The organism is Acinetobacter sp. YH12140 (assembly GCF_013418475.1).
Classification (GTDB): domain Bacteria; phylum Pseudomonadota; class Gammaproteobacteria; order Pseudomonadales; family Moraxellaceae; genus Acinetobacter; species Acinetobacter amyesii.
The window spans coordinates 390,160-408,215 of sequence record NZ_VPBZ01000005.1 but is presented as its reverse complement, the minus strand read 5'-3'; the positions used below and the strand labels follow the sequence as shown (position 1 = coordinate 408,215).

19 protein-coding genes are annotated in these 18,056 nt (G+C 40.0%); 9 read left to right on the top strand and 10 right to left on the bottom strand.

The features are described from left to right. Positions 1-239: 239 nt before the first annotated feature. On the bottom strand, positions 240-473 hold the full coding sequence (locus tag FTU75_RS09030) for a hypothetical protein (protein ID WP_078188692.1): 234 nt from the start codon (positions 471-473) through the stop codon (positions 240-242). 115 nt (positions 474-588) lie between these two features. Further along, complete coding sequence (nfsB, locus tag FTU75_RS09025) at positions 589-1,242, bottom strand: oxygen-insensitive NAD(P)H nitroreductase (protein WP_111883737.1); 654 nt, start codon at positions 1,240-1,242, stop codon at positions 589-591. Between the two features lie 252 nt (positions 1,243-1,494). Between nfsB and hpaI the strand changes: the two genes are divergently transcribed. Together hpaI and FTU75_RS09015 are read left to right on the top strand one after the other, a co-directional pair. Then, positions 1,495-2,289, top strand: a complete 795-nt coding sequence (gene hpaI, locus FTU75_RS09020) for a 4-hydroxy-2-oxoheptanedioate aldolase (RefSeq protein WP_180094513.1) — start codon at positions 1,495-1,497, stop codon at positions 2,287-2,289. 327 nt (positions 2,290-2,616) lie between these two features. Continuing rightward, positions 2,617-2,835, top strand: coding sequence for a transposase (locus FTU75_RS09015; RefSeq protein ID WP_111883736.1), 219 nt, complete (start codon positions 2,617-2,619; stop codon positions 2,833-2,835). 52 nt (positions 2,836-2,887) lie between these two features. Here the strand turns inward: FTU75_RS09015 and FTU75_RS09010 are convergent, their stop codons facing one another. Continuing rightward, a complete protein-coding gene (locus tag FTU75_RS09010; RefSeq protein WP_180115769.1) occupies positions 2,888-4,297 on the bottom strand; it encodes an LLM class flavin-dependent oxidoreductase in 1,410 nt (469 codons plus the stop codon). 304 nt (positions 4,298-4,601) lie between these two features. Here FTU75_RS09010 and FTU75_RS09005 point away from each other — a divergent pair, with 304 nt between their 5' ends. After that, complete coding sequence (locus FTU75_RS09005; RefSeq protein WP_180115768.1) at positions 4,602-5,849, top strand: SfnB family sulfur acquisition oxidoreductase; 1,248 nt, start codon at positions 4,602-4,604, stop codon at positions 5,847-5,849. A gap of 12 nt (positions 5,850-5,861) precedes the next feature. Then, positions 5,862-7,121: a monooxygenase gene (locus FTU75_RS09000; RefSeq protein ID WP_180115767.1), complete on the top strand. Its 1,260-nt coding sequence runs from the start codon at positions 5,862-5,864 to the stop codon at positions 7,119-7,121. Between the two features lie 234 nt (positions 7,122-7,355). On the opposite strand, the gene FTU75_RS08995 is transcribed toward FTU75_RS09000, so the two are convergent. Further along, a complete protein-coding gene (locus FTU75_RS08995; protein WP_180115766.1) occupies positions 7,356-8,075 on the bottom strand; it encodes a UDP-2,3-diacylglucosamine diphosphatase in 720 nt (239 codons plus the stop codon). A 138-nt stretch (positions 8,076-8,213) separates the two neighbouring features. Then, positions 8,214-8,723: a peptidylprolyl isomerase gene (locus FTU75_RS08990; RefSeq protein ID WP_078193500.1), complete on the bottom strand. Its 510-nt coding sequence runs from the start codon at positions 8,721-8,723 to the stop codon at positions 8,214-8,216. A 168-nt stretch (positions 8,724-8,891) separates the two neighbouring features. Here FTU75_RS08990 and FTU75_RS08985 point away from each other — a divergent pair, with 168 nt between their 5' ends. Together FTU75_RS08985 and FTU75_RS08980 are read left to right on the top strand one after the other, a co-directional pair. Further along, on the top strand, positions 8,892-10,619 hold the full coding sequence (locus tag FTU75_RS08985; protein ID WP_180115765.1) for a glutamine--tRNA ligase/YqeY domain fusion protein: 1,728 nt from the start codon (positions 8,892-8,894) through the stop codon (positions 10,617-10,619). Positions 10,620-10,754: 135 nt separating this feature from the next. Then, positions 10,755-11,666: a bestrophin family protein gene (locus tag FTU75_RS08980; protein ID WP_180115764.1), complete on the top strand. Its 912-nt coding sequence runs from the start codon at positions 10,755-10,757 to the stop codon at positions 11,664-11,666. A gap of 9 nt (positions 11,667-11,675) precedes the next feature. Here FTU75_RS08980 and FTU75_RS08975 read toward each other — a convergent pair whose 3' ends face one another. Next, positions 11,676-12,599 carry a LysR family transcriptional regulator gene (locus FTU75_RS08975; RefSeq protein WP_180115763.1) on the bottom strand — a complete coding sequence of 308 codons (924 nt, stop codon included), beginning with the start codon at positions 12,597-12,599 and terminating at the stop codon, positions 11,676-11,678. A 96-nt stretch (positions 12,600-12,695) separates the two neighbouring features. On the opposite strand from FTU75_RS08975, the gene FTU75_RS08970 reads away from it, so the two are divergent. Further along, complete coding sequence (locus FTU75_RS08970) at positions 12,696-13,760, top strand: aldo/keto reductase (RefSeq protein ID WP_180115762.1); 1,065 nt, start codon at positions 12,696-12,698, stop codon at positions 13,758-13,760. Positions 13,761-13,840: 80 nt separating this feature from the next. Next, positions 13,841-14,299 carry an SRPBCC domain-containing protein gene (locus FTU75_RS08965; RefSeq protein ID WP_373685853.1) on the top strand — a complete coding sequence of 153 codons (459 nt, stop codon included), beginning with the start codon at positions 13,841-13,843 and terminating at the stop codon, positions 14,297-14,299. 139 nt (positions 14,300-14,438) lie between these two features. Here FTU75_RS08965 and FTU75_RS08960 read toward each other — a convergent pair whose 3' ends face one another. Next, positions 14,439-14,975 (bottom strand): lecithin retinol acyltransferase family protein, encoded by a 537-nt coding sequence (locus tag FTU75_RS08960; RefSeq protein WP_180115760.1) that lies wholly within the window; start codon positions 14,973-14,975, stop codon positions 14,439-14,441. 135 nt (positions 14,976-15,110) lie between these two features. On the opposite strand from FTU75_RS08960, the gene FTU75_RS08955 reads away from it, so the two are divergent. After that, positions 15,111-15,887, top strand: a complete 777-nt coding sequence (locus tag FTU75_RS08955; protein ID WP_257223746.1) for a phosphodiester glycosidase family protein — start codon at positions 15,111-15,113, stop codon at positions 15,885-15,887. A 56-nt stretch (positions 15,888-15,943) separates the two neighbouring features. Here FTU75_RS08955 and FTU75_RS08950 read toward each other — a convergent pair whose 3' ends face one another. The 3 genes from FTU75_RS08950 to trmA all read right to left on the bottom strand — a co-directional run bounded on the left by FTU75_RS08950 (position 15,944) and on the right by trmA (position 18,014). Further along, positions 15,944-16,192, bottom strand: coding sequence for a hypothetical protein (locus tag FTU75_RS08950; RefSeq protein WP_111883726.1), 249 nt, complete (start codon positions 16,190-16,192; stop codon positions 15,944-15,946). A 262-nt stretch (positions 16,193-16,454) separates the two neighbouring features. Continuing rightward, on the bottom strand, positions 16,455-16,679 hold the full coding sequence (locus FTU75_RS08945) for a hypothetical protein (protein WP_078193492.1): 225 nt from the start codon (positions 16,677-16,679) through the stop codon (positions 16,455-16,457). Positions 16,680-16,931: 252 nt separating this feature from the next. Then, positions 16,932-18,014, bottom strand: coding sequence for a tRNA (uridine(54)-C5)-methyltransferase TrmA (gene trmA / locus FTU75_RS08940; RefSeq protein WP_180115759.1), 1,083 nt, complete (start codon positions 18,012-18,014; stop codon positions 16,932-16,934). Between the last annotated feature and the right edge of the window lie 42 nt (positions 18,015-18,056).

Sequence of the window (18,056 nt, the reverse complement as noted above, 5' to 3'; positions counted from 1 at the left end):
AGTGATGATCAGTATATTGATAAGTATGCAGATACATTTGATGGCAATGACCGCATTCAAACTTCATCGGCATTTGTAGTAAATATGACATGTCCCACCTCTGCTTGATTTGTTGTTCTGATTCAAATTATTCAGCAAAGTTCAGACCAATTTATAAATATTATATTTTCACATTGTTACTAAATATGTCGTTATTAAAAAAGCCCTCGTATTGAGGGCTTTTAGTTTTAGATGCTTAGTTAACGTGTGAGTTGTTGAAAACGTTGTAAGGTATTTTCAAAATAACATTTACCCACAGCAACAGGGTGCTTCAGAAAATCTTGAGTTTCAATGGTGCCTTGTAACTGACCCGGTTGTTTACAGTTTGGGCAGTTTGGATAGCTATGGAGCATATCGCCCGCATATTTTTGTAAATAAACCGTATTGCACGCTTCGCAATGAAATTTCATGGGTAATTTTATAGCTGTAGGCATAGGGAGAAACCTGAGTATATTTTGAGCAGAATATACTCGATAATTGTTTAAATAATAAGTCCCGAAATGACAAAAAAGAGGCAAAATTGCCCCTTTCGTCGGTTTTATGAAAAGCCTAGAGATGTGTAAAAATTTCTTCAGCATTCAGACGTGATTTAGGTAATTTCGCATTGAAATCATTTTCGCTACGATAGCCTAAAGTCATCAGTACAGAAGGAATCAAGTTTTGTTCAACTAAGCCCAATTCTTCTGTGATGATGGCTTCGTCAAATCCACCAATCGGTGTTGCATCCACACCTTCAATGCCTGCTGCCAAAAGCATTTGACCTAAAGCAATAAAAGTCTGATTTTCAGCCCAACGTTGAATATCACCTTTTTCATTACGATAATAATCGACATAACCTGTACGGCTGTCTTTTTGACCTTGTTTTGCTTTGTCATCTTTAAAGCGACCACTACGATCATCCTGATTTAAAAGATTATCTAAATGCTCTGCAGTGATGTCTGCTTTAGTACAGAATAAAATCGTATGTGATGAATCTAAAACTTTTGGGGCATTGTAGGCATATTTTCCTACTAAGGCTTTGGCAATGCGTTGTTTGGCTGCATCATGATCTGCAATAAAAAAATGCCAAGGCTGAATATTAATGGAAGATGGTGTTAAACGGAGTATTTGTAATAAACGCTCAAATTGTTCCTGTGGAATTTTTTTAGCAGGATTATATGCTTTCGTGGTATAGCGTTGTTTTGATACGTTTAACAGATCCATCGAATATCTCCAGATATAGTTTGCTGTAGTTTAGCGGATAAATGGCCAAATGGTCTAAGGAGAAAATTTTCCAAAGATAGATCTTAGTCGTATATGCTGGACTCAATGGCTAAAAATTAACAGATTTAAGCTGTATGAAGTGCGAATTAGAGTTATATAAAATCATAAGATAGATAAATGCTATTGGTAGTTTTTGCCAAAAGGCGTTTAATCAATTGTAGTTAATCATAGTTTAAGCATGAGACAGCAGCGATGGATTACACCAATCATTTCAAGAAAAAATTAAAAACCGAACAGCAGATTGGTTTGTGGGTCGGTTTAGCCGATGCTTATGGTACTGAAATAGCTGCAAATGCAGGTTATGACTGGTTGCTCATTGATGGTGAGCATGCGCCAAGTGACTTGCGGACGACATTGTCGCAATTGCAAAGTATTGCAGCATATCCTTCGCAAGCTGTGGTTCGACCTCCAATTGGTAGTGTGCAACTTATTAAACAATTGTTGGATATAGGTGCGCAAACCTTGCTCATCCCTATGGTCGAAACTGTTGAACAAGCTCAACTTATGGTTAAGGCAGTACGTTATCCACCCGAGGGTATTAGAGGTGTTGGTGCAGCATTAGCACGTGCAACCCGTTGGAACAGTATTGCTGACTATTATGCAAATGCACATGAAAATATCTGTTTACTGATTCAGATTGAGTCGGTTGAAGGGATTAAAAACTTGGATGAAATATTGAAAATTGATGGCATCGATGGGGTGTTTATTGGTGCAGTAGATTTGTCGGCGACGATGGGTTATCAAGGGAATCCGAATCATCCTGAAGTACAAAAAACCGTGATTGATGCGATTCAGCGCATACGTAAGGCGGGTAAAGCTGCAGGTATTTTGTCGACACAACATGATGTGACTCAGAAATATATCGAGTTAGGCACAGAATTTGTTGCCGTGGGTGTCGATACCAGTGTGCTCATGAATTCGTTACGTGAACTTTTATCGAAATACAAAAATGATACCCCAGTAACGAAAACAGAAGGTGGTTACTAAGCGATACAGCCTTCGTTATATTATTCACTGTATGGGTAATTAATTTACTCGATGGTTAAAATTTTAATTCAATAATTTTAGCAAAAGTAGTGGCTTAGAGTATATGTAAACTCTACTTTTGCTAATCAAAGCACAATATTGTATACTTCTGCTTAACTCGAAGCGGGTAATGTTCCTGCTTATCTTTTTTATTTAGCTGATTGTGATTTATCTGTATTCAAGCTTCTGACTTGAATCTTATCTTTGTAACTACAGAATTATTATTCCAAACCCGATTGATTAATCTCTTTGTTCTGTCACAAAAAGCTCACATGTTGAGTAAATCTTTTGAATATTTTAAATACTTGGCAAACTGCCAAAGCTGTAAATGGCGATGAAATTAATGTGAAATTGGTGCCTTTGAAACGTCAACAAAATACCAATGCTGGTTTAATTTGGGTTGATGTTGGGCAAATGATTGAATTAGAAACAGGTGAGACATTTAACCTGAATCTAGATGGTAAAAGCTTCTATACTGGCCCAAACCAGCTATATCGCTTAGCCTGAAAGCAAAAAACAGCAGATCATCTGCTGTTTTTTTTTGCCTAAAAAAAGCGGCTTAAGCCATTTCAAAGTGTTGATGCTTGTTCAAAACTTGAGCTTGGTTTTTATATCGGTATTGCGCCGCACGGTGGTTGTCGGGCAATTTCGCGCCTTGGCCGAAGAGTTTTTCACGCAAGGTTCCGTCAGCATATTCTGTTTGATATACACCACAACGTTGTAATTCTGGTACCACGTATTCCACAATATCTTCAAAACTCTTATGCGCCAATATGTAGGCTAAGTTAAAGCCATCGATACCAGTGTACTCAATCCACTCTTGTAAGCGGTCTGCCACGGTAGTTGGTGAGCCAACAATGACTGGGCCGTTACCGCCGATACTGGTCCATTTTGCAATTTCCTCAATCGTCCAAATTTTATCAGGATCTGCTTCTACATAAGATTGCAGCATGGATTGAATGGCATTGGTCTGAATGTATTCAACTTGATCGGTTGGTTTAAACTGCGAAAAGTCGACACCTGACCAGCCCGAAGCAAGCGTCAAACCACCATCATAGCTGCTATATTGCTGATATTCACAGAATTTTGCTTGGGCTTTTTCATCGGTCTCATCAACCACTATGGCCAGCATGGTATAGATCAGAACAGAATTCGGATCTTTGCTTTCTTTCACTAAATTATGACGAATACCATCTGTCAGCTTTTTTACAGCAATTTGAGTTGGTGCAGAGATGAAAACACATTCCGCATTTTGACTAGCAAACTGTTGTCCGCGTGCTGAAGCGCCAGCTTGATATAAAACCGGTGTACGCTGGGGTGAAGGTTCGCAAATATGAATGCCAGGAACAGTAAAGTATTTTCCTTCATGTTGAATTGGATGCACTTTGCGGTGATCAGCAAAGATACCATTTTGTTTATCGCGCAGCACGGCATCATCTTCCCAAGAGCCTTCCCAAAGTTTATAGAGGACTTCTAAGTATTCATCTGCAATGTCATAGCGGTTGTCATGACTGACTTGGGTTTTTAGGCCTAAATTTTTAGAGCCGCTTTCTAGATATGAAGTCACAATATTCCATCCGGCACGGCCTTTCGTCAGGTGATCTAAAGTGCTCATACGTCGTGCAAAAGGATAGGGATGTTCAAATGAAATCGAAGTCGTGACACCAAAGCCTAAGTGCTTGGTGACAGCTGCCATTGCTGGAACAATTTGCAAAGGATCATTCACAGGTACTTGGACAGCGCCAGTCAGCGCATGTTCAGCAGAACCATGATAGACATCATAGATACCCAAAACATCTGCTATAAAGACACCATCAAATTTTCCGCGTTCTAAAATTTTAGCTAAGTCGGTCCAATATTCTAGGTCTTTGTATTCTGTAGAACGGTCTAATGGATGACGCCATAGACCGGGTGACTGATGTGCAATACAGTTCATTTCAAAGGCATTGAAGCGAATATTTTTAGACATGATTTTTTACTGGGTTATTTAATCTCTTGCATAAGAGGGTATATAAAAATACAGCTGCATTTATTAATAAAAAGTCAAAAACAAATCTGAATAAATGCTAATCATAATTTTTGAATATTTCATATATTCATATGGATAAGCAGATATTTTTTTTGTTTGGTACGGCTTATAAAGATTTTGTTTGACAATTAAAAATGTAAATTCCATGTCATGAAAACTGATTTGTTTTGATGATAATTCTATAAATAATCAAAATAAAAAGTGCTAGCTTATTTGAATAATATCTAAACTGAGCATTTTAAGAATGACTTCAAAAATTGAAATTAAATTAAAAGAGGCGCAAAACATTCCGCGCGATTTCTATCAATCTAACGGTTTAGCGCATATTATTCGATCTGATCAAGAAGCTATCGATGTTGCTGAACAATTAGCTGTGGAATTTACAAAAGAATCAGCTAAACGCGATCATGAACGCCGCTTACCTTTGCAGGAAGTACAGCAATATTCAGCATCAGGTTTGTGGGGCATTACTGTACCCCGTCAATTTGGTGGTGCAGGAGTGAGTTATAAAACCCTTGCAGAAGTGGTCAAAATTATTTCTAGTGCAGACTCATCCCTAGGACAAATTGCTCAAAACCATTGGGCCTTTGTCGAGCATATTCGTTTGGATGCAAATCCATCACAGCAAGAGTTTTTCTTTGATCAAGTCTTACAAGGAAAACGCTTTGGCAATGCATTTTCAGAAAAAGGTTCCAAAACAGTTGCAGATTTAACAACAGCCATTGAGTTTAAAGATGATCATGCGCTCATTAATGGTCAAAAATTCTTTGCAACAGGCGCTTTGCTTGCACATTGGATACCTGTGGTTGCAGTGAATGATGGAAAACCTTATGCAGCCTTAGTACCCCAGCATACGCCGGGTTTAACCATTATTAACGACTGGAGTGGTTTTGGACAAAGAACGACAGTCAGCGGTTCTGTACTGTTGGACAATGTCAAAGTGGATTTAAATCACATTGTACCCATTCATCAAGCTTTTGAACGTCCAACGGCTGCGGGCGCTATTTCTCAATTCATTCAATCTGCTGTCGATGCTGGTATTGCGCGCGGTGCGATTAATGAAACGATTCAATATGTGCGCCAGCATGCACGTCCTTGGATTGATTCAGGCTTAGAAAAGGCGGTGCAAGATCCGTATACGATTGCCAACATCGGCGAGTTGAAAATTAAACTCCGAGCTGCAGAGGCAGTGTTGGCTTTGGCGGGTGAAGCGATAGACCGAGCCGTAGAGAACCCAACAGAAGAAACGGTATCAGAGGCAACACTACTAACAGCAGAATCTAAGGTCCTGACGACTGAAATTGCATTACTTGCGGCGAATAAACTATTTGAACTCTCAGGCACACGATCAACGTTGTCTGAGCTGAATTTAGACCGTCATTGGCGTAATGCGCGCACGCATACTTTGCACGATCCCGTACGTTGGAAGCTGAATATTGTAGGCAACTACTATTTAAATGATGTACCACCGCCGCGCCATGCTTGGAGTTAAGAGGAGAAGATTATGACGATTCAAAATAATAAACAGCCCTTATCTTTAGGTGCTGACTATGATCAAGTGGCCGCTAAATTCCGTCCGATTTTTCAGAGAATTGCAGAAGGCGCTTTGGCGCGGGAACAAAATAGGAAACTGCCGTATGATGCAATTTCATGGTTAAAACAAGCTGGATTTGGTGCGGTCCGTGTACCCGTGGCTTTTGGCGGTGACGGGGTTTCACAAAAACAGTTGTTTCAGTTGTTAATTGAATTGGCTAAGGCCGATTCTAATGTTGTACAGGCATTAAGAGGTCATTTTGCTTTTGTAGAAGACCGTTTAAATGCGCAAAAAACACAAGATCAAACAGTTTGGTTTAAGCGCTTTCTGCAAGGCGATTTGGTCGGTAATGCTTGGACAGAAATCGGAAAAGTTGAAATTGGAGATGTTGTTACCCGAGTTACTGAAAATGTGCAAGGTCAGCTAAGGGTCAATGGTCAAAAATACTATTCTACCGGAACAATCTTTGCAGATTGGATCGATCTATTCGCTTTAGATGAAACAACGAATCAACATGTTATAGCCGCAGTTTCAACACATGACGCTGGCATACAAGTATACGATGACTGGGATGGCTTTGGCCAAAAAACCACAGGCAGCGGCACACTGAATATTCAAGATGTCAGCATTGATCGTGATCATATTTTGCCGTTCGATCAGCGCTTTAAATATCAAACGGCGTTCTATCAGGTCGTGCATTTGGCAACGCTGGCAGGTATAGCACAAAATGCTGTGGACGTTTTCAGTAATGAAGTCCGTGAACGCACACGTATTTACAGCCATGGTAATGCTGATTTAGTTCGAGATGATGCACAAATTTTACAAGTGATTGGTAAGGCGTCGGCACAGTCTTATGCAGCTGAAGCAATTACACTTCGTGCAGCAGAAGCTTTGGATGTCGCATATTTAAGTCATTTTCAGTCTGATACGCAGTTGGATCAGCAAGCGAATGACCTTGCGGAGCTTGAATCCTCTAAAGGGCAAGTGGTCATATCAGAGTTGGTACTAAATTTGAGTAGTGAGTTGTTTAATGCCTTGGGCGCTTCAGCAAGTTCGACAACTAAACAGTTAGACCGCTTTTGGCGTAATGCTCGTGTAGTGTCATCGCATAATCCACTTATTTATAAACAGAAAGTCATTGGTGATTGGGAGATTAATCAAACGCCGCTACCATATGTATGGCAAATTGGTAATAGTCCAGCAGTTAAGCAACCTGTCATTGCTGCTTAATTAATATCTGAAGATGTTCACTGTGGATGAAAGTAGTCCATAGTGAATTCCTCGTGAAATTATTTTTAAGTTTAAACTTTGTTTTTTTTTGATTTTAAATGACGTTGATCTGCTATATGTAGGATGCAGTTCAATTGATAATCTGTTGAGATAGTCCGGTAAAAGGCTATGTCTTGATATCTGGATGTATTGTTTTAACCAAATATGACGGCAGGTTTAACTAAAGCCTAAGGGTTAGTAAGACCATTTTTTTAATTTTAAATCACTCACAGATGGGTTTTCACCAACCTCTAATATTTGAGCTTGTTCTGCGCGCCAGTCCCCTAAAACGATACGTAGTTTGCCATGCACATCATGTATTTGGGGCCGGTGGGTATGTCCATGAATCAGTAGATCGGCTTGCTCTAAAGCTTTTTCTACAGCTTCGGCATTTACATCCATGATGTCATAGGATTTAACTTGCTTGGTTTCTGTACTTTTTTTGCGGAATCCATTGGCTATTTTTTGTCGAATGCTAAGCGGTAAGCTTTTTAAGAAACCTAAAAGCAAAGGATTACGAATCACTTTACGAAACTTTTGGTAAGATATATCATCGGTGCAAAGTAAATCCCCATGTTCGAGGCGAATTTTATAGTTGCCAACGTGGAGATAATCCACGTCTTGTAATAATTGACCGTGAAATTTATCTAAAAACTTTTGACCCAATGCAAAGTCACGATTACCTACTTGGAAATAAATTTGATTTCCCAAAGCAGTAAAATCTTTTAGCGCTGCAATGATTTCATCTAACCATGGAGCAGTAAAGTCATCACCAATCCAAGCATTAAACCAATCACCTAAAATATACAGCTGGGTATTTTGAGTTTTGTATTGTTCTAACAAAGCTAAAAACCCCCGAACGAGTCGAGGGTGTTCAGGTGACAAATGTAAATCAGCGATAAACAGATAGGTCACGAATCTTTTCCTTATTCTAAAAATCCCTCCCAGCCTCCCTTTAGAAAAGGGAGGAGTTCCGACATTTATTTCATATTGAAACTCTCTCCGTTATTAAAGGGACTTGCGCAGCAATGCTACTCAGGGAGGATTTAAAAATTATTCAGAAATGATTTTAGCTGATTCGATTACAACGTTCTCTAGAGGAACGTCTGCGTGGTAGCCACGGTTACCAGTGCGAACGCTTTTGATTGCGTCAACAACGTCAAGACCTTCAACTACTTTACCAAATACTGCATAGCCCCAACCTTGCGCTGTTTTACCAGTGTGGTTAAGGAAGGAGTTGTTTTTAACGTTAATGAAGAATTGAGCTGAAGCAGAATGAGGTGCTTGAGTACGTGCCATAGCGATCGTACCAACATCATTGCTTAAACCGTTGTCAGCTTCGTTTTCAATAGAATCACGAGTTGTTTTTTCTTTGAAGTTTTCATCCATGCCGCCGCCTTGGATCATGAAACCATCAATAACACGGTGGAAAATCACGCCGTCATAGAAACCATCGCGAACATACTGTAAGAAGTTTTCAGCAGTTTTAGGTGCTTTTTCAGTGTTAAGCTCAAGAACAATACGACCTTTATTGGTGTTTAATTCGACTTGAGGAAAACTCATTGTGTAATCTCCTGTACATGGACATGAAAGCCATGGGTTTTTTGGTTGTGAGAAGCATAAGCAAACTGTAAACTACAAGGCAAGTAAAAACGTTACTTTCTTTGTTAAAAATAAAGAAAAGCGTTTTAATTATCCTAATTTTATCTTTATAGAAGTGATTTTATTACCATGAAGCCAAACGATGTTGTTTCATCCCTGCCTAACAATCCGACAACCAAGAACAATGCCCCTGTCGAAGCTGCGCAGCAGGAACAACAGCCAGGCTTAGATTTTGTACGTCAAGTCATTACAGATGATTTATCTGCAGGTCGTACCGAACAAGTTGTAACACGTTTTCCACCAGAGCCAAATGGCTACCTACATATTGGTCATGTAAAAGCTATTTGCCTAAACTTTGGTATTGCTCAAGAATTCGCAGGTCTATGTAACCTCCGTTTTGACGATACAAACCCGGATGCCGAAGAGCAAGAGTATGTAGACGGTATTGCCAATGACGTGAAATGGCTAGGTTTTGAGTGGAACGGCGAGCCACGTTATGCATCAAGCTATTTTGATCAGCTTTACACTTGGGCAGTGCAATTGATTGAACAAGGTGATGCTTATGTGGATTTGCAGAGCCCTGAAGAAATCAAACTAAACCGCGGTAATTTTGTGGAGCCGGGTAAAAATTCGCCGCAACGTGATGCTAGCGTAGAAGAAAACTTAGCGCGTTTTGAACAAATGCGTAATGGTGAGTTGGGAGAAGGTCAGGCAGTACTACGTGCTAAAATTGATATGACTTCACCTAACATCCATATGCGTGATCCTATTTTGTATCGTATTTTGCATTCTGAACATCACCAAACTGGTGATAAATGGAAAATGTACCCAATGTACGACTATGCGCATCCATTATCAGATGCCATTGAAGGGGTTACGCATTCACTGTGTACACTAGAGTTTGTTGATCACCGTCCATTCTATGACTGGGTTGTCGAGAAAGTTAAATCACCATCTGTACCACATCAGTATGAATCAAGCCGCCTAAATGTAGATTACACCATTACCTCTAAACGTAAATTACGTAAATTGGTTGAAGGTGGTTTTGTGAATGGTTGGGATGACCCGCGTATGCCGACCGTTGTGGGTATGCGCCGTCGTGGCTTTACCCCAGAAGGTCTGCGTGACTTCTGTAAACGTGTGGGTGTAACGAAAGTCGATGGCAGTATCGTAGATGTTGCAATGCTTGAATACTGTATTCGCCAGTCTTTAGAAAATACTGCTTCACGTGGTATGGCAGTGTTGAATCCACTCAAAGTGACTTTAACTAACTTGCCTGAAGCAATGGATTTGGTGCATGCATGTCATCCTAACGTTGACATGGGTGACCGTATCATTCCGTTGACTCAAGACATTTACATTGATCGTAAAGACTTTGAAGAAGTTGCGCCTAAAGGCTTTAAACGTCTGATTCCGGGCGGTGAAGTGCGTTTACGTCATGCGTATGTGATTAAGTGCGATGAAGTGATTAAAGACGAGAACGGTGAAGTGGTTGAATTGAAATGTTCAATCGACCCTGAAACTTTAGGTAAAAACCCTGAAGGCCGTAAAGTGAAAGGTGTTGTACATTGGGTTTCTGCAAGCAAGGGTATTGCTGCGGAAGTTCGTATCTACGACCGTTTATTCACTGAATCAGACCCTGAAGTGGGTGATGACTTCCTTGCAAACTTAAATCCAGAATCACTTAAAGTGGTTCAAGCGGTCATTGAGCCTGCATTGGCAGAAGCAAAACCTGAAGATCGTTTCCAATTTGAACGTGAAGGTTACTTTGTTGCAGATCAGTTTGATCATACAGCTGAAAAACCAGTGTTTAACCGCATCCTAGATTTGAAAGACAGTTTTAAACCGGGTAAATAAAATCTTAGTTTTTAAAGGGATTCATCTTTGAATCCCCAATAGGTTAAGATCAAGTAGGTTAAGATTAAGCTCAACTTCGGTTGGGCTTTTTTCATGCTTGAGATGGTTCATTAAGGCAGTACAGAGGGGAAATAAGTGATCATTCGAAATAAGAATAATAGCTTTAAACTTTTATTTGCATGGCATGGCACGATACTCCCAAAAGTCATGCCTGCGTTGGCTGTCGTCGTGAGTTTGTCGGCGATTTTGGTGTATCTTAGCGCTGCACACTACCTGAATACGCCCGAAGTTCCAGCCATCGGGTTTACTATCTTTGGGGTAATTCTGTCGATTTTTTTGAGCTTTCGAAATACTGCCTGTTATGACCGTTGGTGGGAAGGTCGCAAGCTTTGGGGCTCATTGATTGCCAATACACGCCACATGATTCGGGATAGTCATGTACTTGATGATGAGCAAAGAACCGTGTTGATGTACCGCATCATGCTGTTTTGCAATTTGTTACGTGATCGCTTACGCTATGAATCACAAGATATTGCACATTTTAAAGACGGCGTAACTTTGACGGATCAGCAATGGCAGCAATGCCGAGACAATATCAACGCACCACAGTATTTACTTGAAATTATTCAAAAAGATTTAGTCAAAACCTATAAACAAGGTCAGATTACAGACATTATTTACAGCACGCTTACACGTCATACCGTAGCGATGGGTGATATCCATGCAGGCTGTGACCGTATCATGACCACGCCATTACCATTTTCCTATTCGGTGCTTTTACATCGCGCAGTGTATTCATTTTGTCTGATTTTGCCATTTAGCCTAGAGGCCAGTTTAGGGATATGGACACCTGTCATTGTGGCTTTGATTGCGTATTTATTTTTGGGTTTGGATGCGTTAAGTGCAGAACTGGAAGAGCCTTTTGGCTTGCAGGAAAATGATTTACCGCTGGACTCGATTGTACGAAACATTGAGCGTGAAATGTATAGTAGCTTAGAAGTTGAACTTCCGCCGCTGATTAAGACTTTTAACAGTAATTTAAGATAAATTCTTGGCCTAATTTTCAGATAAATTCGGCGATACGTACCAAGCATATTGATGCTGAAAATAATCGTCCAAGTGTCGCATAAAAGCCTGTACTTTAGGTGGTACAAAATGTCGATGCGGAATTACCACATAGATTGCAGTACTTTGAACAGGGATCTTGGGTAGAACTTGGATGAGCTGGCCAGATTGTAAATCTTCATCCACATGCCAGATGGAGTGGTTCGAAATGCCTAAACCTGCAAGTGCTGCTTGGCGTATGCCTTCGCCTGAGTTGATATGAAATTGCCCTGAAACGGGTATTTTTATGCTGTGTTGATCTTGGACGAATGTCCAAAGCTGCGAAACACCCTTAGGGTATTTCTGTAAAATGCATTGGTGTATAGAGAGCTCTTCTAGGGAGTGAGGTTCGCCATGTTGTTCGATATAGCTAGGCGAGGCACACAAAATACGACGGTTTAAGCTGAGCGGTTTAGCAATCAGTGATGAGTCTTCTAACTGTCCAATACGTATCGCAACGTCGATACCTGCGGAGACCAAATCTAAATTTTGATCGGTCTGTTCAATATCCAAAGTCAATGTTGGGTGTAGATTGGCAAAGGCTGCAAATACTGGCCCTAAAATACGATTTCCAAAAACTTCTGAACATGTGATTTTTAATACGCCGCTGAGTTGTTGTGGTGCAGGCTGAAATTGGCTCAGGAGAGAATTAAATTGTTCGAATAAGGGAAAACCTTGCTGCAATAAAACAGCACCTTCCTGTGTTAAATGTAGCTGCCGTGTAGTGCGATGAAATAAGCGCAGCCCTAAACTTTGTTCAAGTCTGTGTAGACGGCTACTAGCGACAGAAACAGAGAGATTGGCTTCTTTGGCGGCTTGACTGATTGAACCCAGTGCCGCCATTCGTGTAAATAAGTCGAAATCTTCAGTTAGCATTATCAATATAATCAAGAAAGTCTTTCTCGATATTCAGGGTTTTTCTGATAAATATCTGTGCCTATTCTGTGTATAAATCAAACACAGGAAATATCTATGAACTATCACAATCTAGGGCAATCTGGATTACAAGTATCAGAGTTTGGCTTTGGTGCAGGTACATTTGGCGGGCAAGGCCCAATATTCTCTGCATGGGGGCAAGCGAGCTTAAATGATGCCCAACGGATGATTGATCTGTGTATTGATCAAGGCGTGAATTATTTCGATACCGCAGATGCTTATTCAAATGGTGCCTCTGAGCAGATGCTCGGTGCATTACTTCAATCAAAACGCCAAGAGGTGATTATTTCCACCAAAGTGGGTATCCGATTGAACGATGGAATCAATCAAGGTGGATATTCAAGAAGCTATTTAATTCAAGCCGTGGAGGCGAGTTTAAAGCGTTTAGGCACAGATTATATTGATGTCCTGCAACTACATCAGTTTGATAGCACGACGCCACTTGAGCAGCTTATGCGCAGTTTAGATGACTTGGTAGGTAGTGGAAAAGTTCGCTATATCGGTGCGTCGAATTTTTCAGGCTGGCAGCTCATGAAAGCTCAGTCGATTGCGCAACAGCAGGGCTATGAAAAGCTAAGTGTGCATCAAGTCTATTATTCTTTGATTGGACGTGACTATGAATGGGAGTTGATGCCTGCGCAGCATGATCAACAGATTGGTGCAGTGGTTTGGAGTCCGCTGGGCTGGGGGAGATTAACAGGAAAATTTGATCGTGAGCACGCGATTCCAAAGCAAAGTCGGCTGCATGAAACAGCACAATTCGCACCGCCAGTTCGACATGAAAAGTTATTTGCAGTGTTAGATGTAATGCAAGAAATTGCCATGGAAACAGGGCACTCTATCCCGCAGATTGCATTGAATTGGCTGAAAACCAGACCGACTGTGTCTAGTATTTTGATAGGCGCACGTAATGAACAGCAACTGTTGGATAACCTTGCGGCGAAGGAATGGTCATTAAGCGTAGAGCAGTTAGCCCAATTAGACGTAGTCAGTGCAGTGTATCCACCTTATCCATACTATCCGTATTGGAATGGGCAATTTGCAGAGAAAAATCCAACGCTAGTGACATCAGCATTTATTTCAGAACATACAGCAGAATAGGGCAATAACAATTCAGTGGTAGGTAATGATCAGTTCTCTGTGCTATCACTGAATAAAATTAAAATACTGTAGGAATGCTGATGAGTGTCGTGATTGAAACCCAGATGTTAATTCGTAAGTCCATCAATATCGTATTTAATGCTTTTGTTGATCCCTTAATAACACAGCATTTTTGGTTTAGTGCATCGAGTGGCTATCTAGAAGAAGGTAAAACCGTGCAATGGACTTGGCAGAAATATAATGCAGTCGCCGATGTAGACGTGCTGAGTATTAAGGAAAACAAATTAATTCAAATACAGTGGGGAGAACCAAAAACTCAAGTCGATTTTATTTTTGAGCAGATTAGCCCGATGGAAACCTACGTTCGTATCAAAAATTCAAAGATTCCTCTGCAAGGTCAGGCATTAATTGATTTTATTATCGATAGTACAGGTGGTTTTACAACGGTTTTGGATGCAGCCAAAATTTATTTAGAACATGGCCTGCAAAGCAATTTGGTTGAAGATAAATTTCCACCTTCTAGCAATGCGAACTTTTAGCAATGTGAAGAGTGACCAAAATTAAGCATGACATCTGATACGCGGTAAGCAAAATCTTGTGTATTGGCACAGGATCTCGAAGCAATGTGCTGATGTATTAAAATTTGAAAAAGCCACGGTTCAATGCTGCTGCATTGAATTAACGATTTTTATGTTCTTCACGCTTTAGATAGGTATAAACCGGCATTTGCATTTTGGCTTTTTCGCGCAGTTTCTTTTTGATATAGAACACCAGTGCAAAGCAAGTGGTGGTCACGGTCAGCATCATACTGCTCATAAAACTCATCAGAGAACTGATATAGCCAATCGTGGTGAGTCGGTTCATCATACGGAACACTTGAGGACTACTTTCAACGCCGGTAATAGCCCATGTGCATAAGTGTTCACAGTTATTAATAATCAGATGATAGTTGTTTTCATGCATGCGAGAGCGCATACGACGCACCACTTTACGACCTTTAAATTTTGGATTGCTATATGACTGAACGATAATTTTTTTGCCGTGGCTGAATTTTTCGATCGAAGTCATTTCAATTGGATGTTTTTTGAAAAGGTGTGCAAAACCAGAGTAGTGAATGACTCTACCGCGGCCGGCATATATGCCATGATGGCTATAACCGAAGTGTTTAACAATAAGATGTGTTCCAAGAGGAAAACCATCTTTCTGCACGTGCATGAATTTACCAGTCCTACTTTAAATCCGAATTATTTTTAAAGATTAGTCTACTTTTAATCTGTGAATTAATCGACTATTTTAGCGATGATTTAGCTAAAATTTGTTCGATTTTTAACGCACGCTATGGATAGGGTCATGCTTGGTGTTCAATCAACCTCAATGTTTAAAAAAATGCGCTTTATGATACTGCTCGGTCTGATTTTCTCACCGAGTATTTCCTATGCCAATATTCAAGCGAAACGTGTCAGTCAGCCCATTGCAGTGGATGTGGTTGAAATTTCGGATTTGAGTAAACTAGAGCTCTATTTATATGATGCAGAGCAGCAGCCATATCGAGACCTACAGCGTTTAAAGCAGTCATTAGCGCGTAAGTGTAATACGATGAACTTCGCAATGAATGCCGGGATGTATCATGCAGATTTAGCGCCTGTTGGTCTTTACGTTGAAAATGGGCTGCAGAAAAAAGCCTTGAATCGTGCAACACGAGGCTTTGGTAATTTTTTAATTCAGCCGAATGGTGTTCTGGCATGGAATGACAAGCAAGCGGTGATATTAACTACACAAAAATATGCTTCCACAGATTTTAAGGCACGTTATGCAACGCAGTCAGGTCCAATGCTGGTGGTAGATGGAAAAATCAATCCAAACTTTATCCCACAGTCAGATTCATTGAAAATCCGCAATGGCGTGGGGATCAAGAACGGGAAGTTGTATTTTGTGATCAGTCGTGAAGGCGTGTCGTTTTATGCATTTGCACAATATTTTAAGCAGCAATTATCGATTAACAATGCCTTGTATTTAGATGGATCTGTGTCTAGTGCAGATATTCAAGCATTGAATAGACATGATTCAAGTTTGAAACCTTTAGGGCCAATTGTAGCGTATACAATAACATCTCAATGCAAACAATAAAAGCCCGAATAATCGGGTTTCATCTGTACAGTGTTTAGATTGATAGAAACTACTGTTTATTTGCCGACTAAACCTAAAAAGGTACTTTGAGTTTGGCACATTTGAATGGCTTGTTCTTTAGATTGTTTTTTAATACTTTCTTCAAACTGTTTTTTCTGTTCTTTGATTTGTTCTTCGTTTAAGCCCATTTGTTTCGATAAGGCTTCGAGTTTGTCCCAAGATTCTTCGCATTCTTTGGGAATTTGGCTACAAGCACTTAGACTAAGTATGCAGCAGGCGATTAGGCAAATTGTTAATTTATTCATGTTTATTCCTTTAGTTTTTATATCAATGCTGTTTAGAGGTCATCTGCCTCTAATTTAGTGCAATATTAGGTTTTATTGTTGTGTGTTTAAAAATTAGACATCACTGAGTTGCCTTGGAGCATAGCATAAAAGCTGTAAATAGCGATGTGGCCAATCCACAAAACCTGATCTGTAAATAAGCGGCATACTTTTGATTAGACTAAAAATGAAAAAGGCACTCTGTAAAACAGAATGCCTTGTTTGAACATTGAATGTTCAGACTCTACTGTAGAGGTAGATGCTGGATTTCATTTAATTCCTTACGGCTATAACCGCGCGAAGCGAGTACTTTTTTAATGCCGAGGATAACATCTTCATCCGTTGCCTTTGTAAGAGCAGCAATAAGCTGTTCATTGGTTTTACAAGAGCAATCATTTTCAACACAGGCAATTTGATTCTTATGCCCGTTTTGCTGTTCTGTAGCGAACAACTTATGCCAAAAACTCATAGAGCCTTCATTTGCGACCTAACATAGGACGAAATATAACCAATCCAATAAATAAAGCAAGACCACTAAAGTGATATTTTAGCCAGTTGAATGATCATTTTTTCGATTGGACTTTTAGAATCTTTGCCTAATTGATATAGAAAGGCATCCATTACACCGCATGTGGCGAGAAAATAAAGCTTTTTTAGCATATAAAAAAGGAGCTTTTAGAAAGCTCCTTTTATGACAACAACATGTCTTGAAATAATTTGTTTAAATCTTCTCAAGAAACACACCAGACTCTACATGGTGTGTATAAGGGAATTGATCAAACAAGGCAAATTTACTGATTTTATGCGTTTGTGAAAGCAGTTTAAGATTGTCATGTAAAGTATCTGGGTTGCATGAAATATAGATAATGCGTTCAAAACGTTGCAACAGTTTTAGTGTTTCATCATCGATACCTGCACGCGGTGGATCGACAAATACCGTATCGAAGTTATAGCTTGAAATTTCAATTTCAGCTTCTTCAAGGCGGCGGAATGTACGTTCAGCATTGTAGGCTTGGGTAAACTCTTCAGCTGATAGACGAGCCACTTGGATATTATCAATGCCATTTTGCTCAATATTCCACTGCGCGGCATAAACTGAAGACTTGGCTAATTCGGTTGCCAAAACGCGATTAAAGCGTGTTGAAAGAGGCAGCGTGAAATTACCATTACCACAGTAGAGCTCAAGTAAGTCTTTGTCTGAATGATCGGCAGCCTGACACGCCCATTCCAGCATTTTTTGACATACGCCGGCATTGGGCTGCGTGAAGCTACTTTCGATTTGTTTGTACTGATATTTACGGTCAAACACTTGGAGTTCTTCAATCACATAGTCATCAGTCAAAATCACGCGCTGACCACGACTACGACCATAAATCTTGATATTGAGCTTTGCAGACAGCGCTTTGGCAGCAACTTCCCATTCAGCATTTAGCGGGCAGCGGTAAACCAATGAAACCAGCATTTCACCTTTCAGCGTCGCTAAGAAATGAACCTCAAATAAACGGCTCGATAAGATCTCTTGCGCCTTGAGTTCATTTAATAATATTGGCATTAAATCATTAATGCTTTTATCTGCAATCGGGAAATCTTTAATTTCGACAACTTGTTTTTCATTGTCTGCATTGCGTTCAAACATTGCATAGAACATATCATTTTCAGTATGCCAAATTCGGAATTCCGCTCGCATACGAAAGTTTTGTTCAGCAGAAGGAAAAACTTCTAAAGAGGGAGGGTTATATTCTGAAAATTGAGCCGAAATGCGGGCAACTTTGGCATCAAGTTGTTGCTGATAAGTTGAAGTCATATGCAGTAAAAAATCGCAAACATATTAAAAAAAGTCATGTTA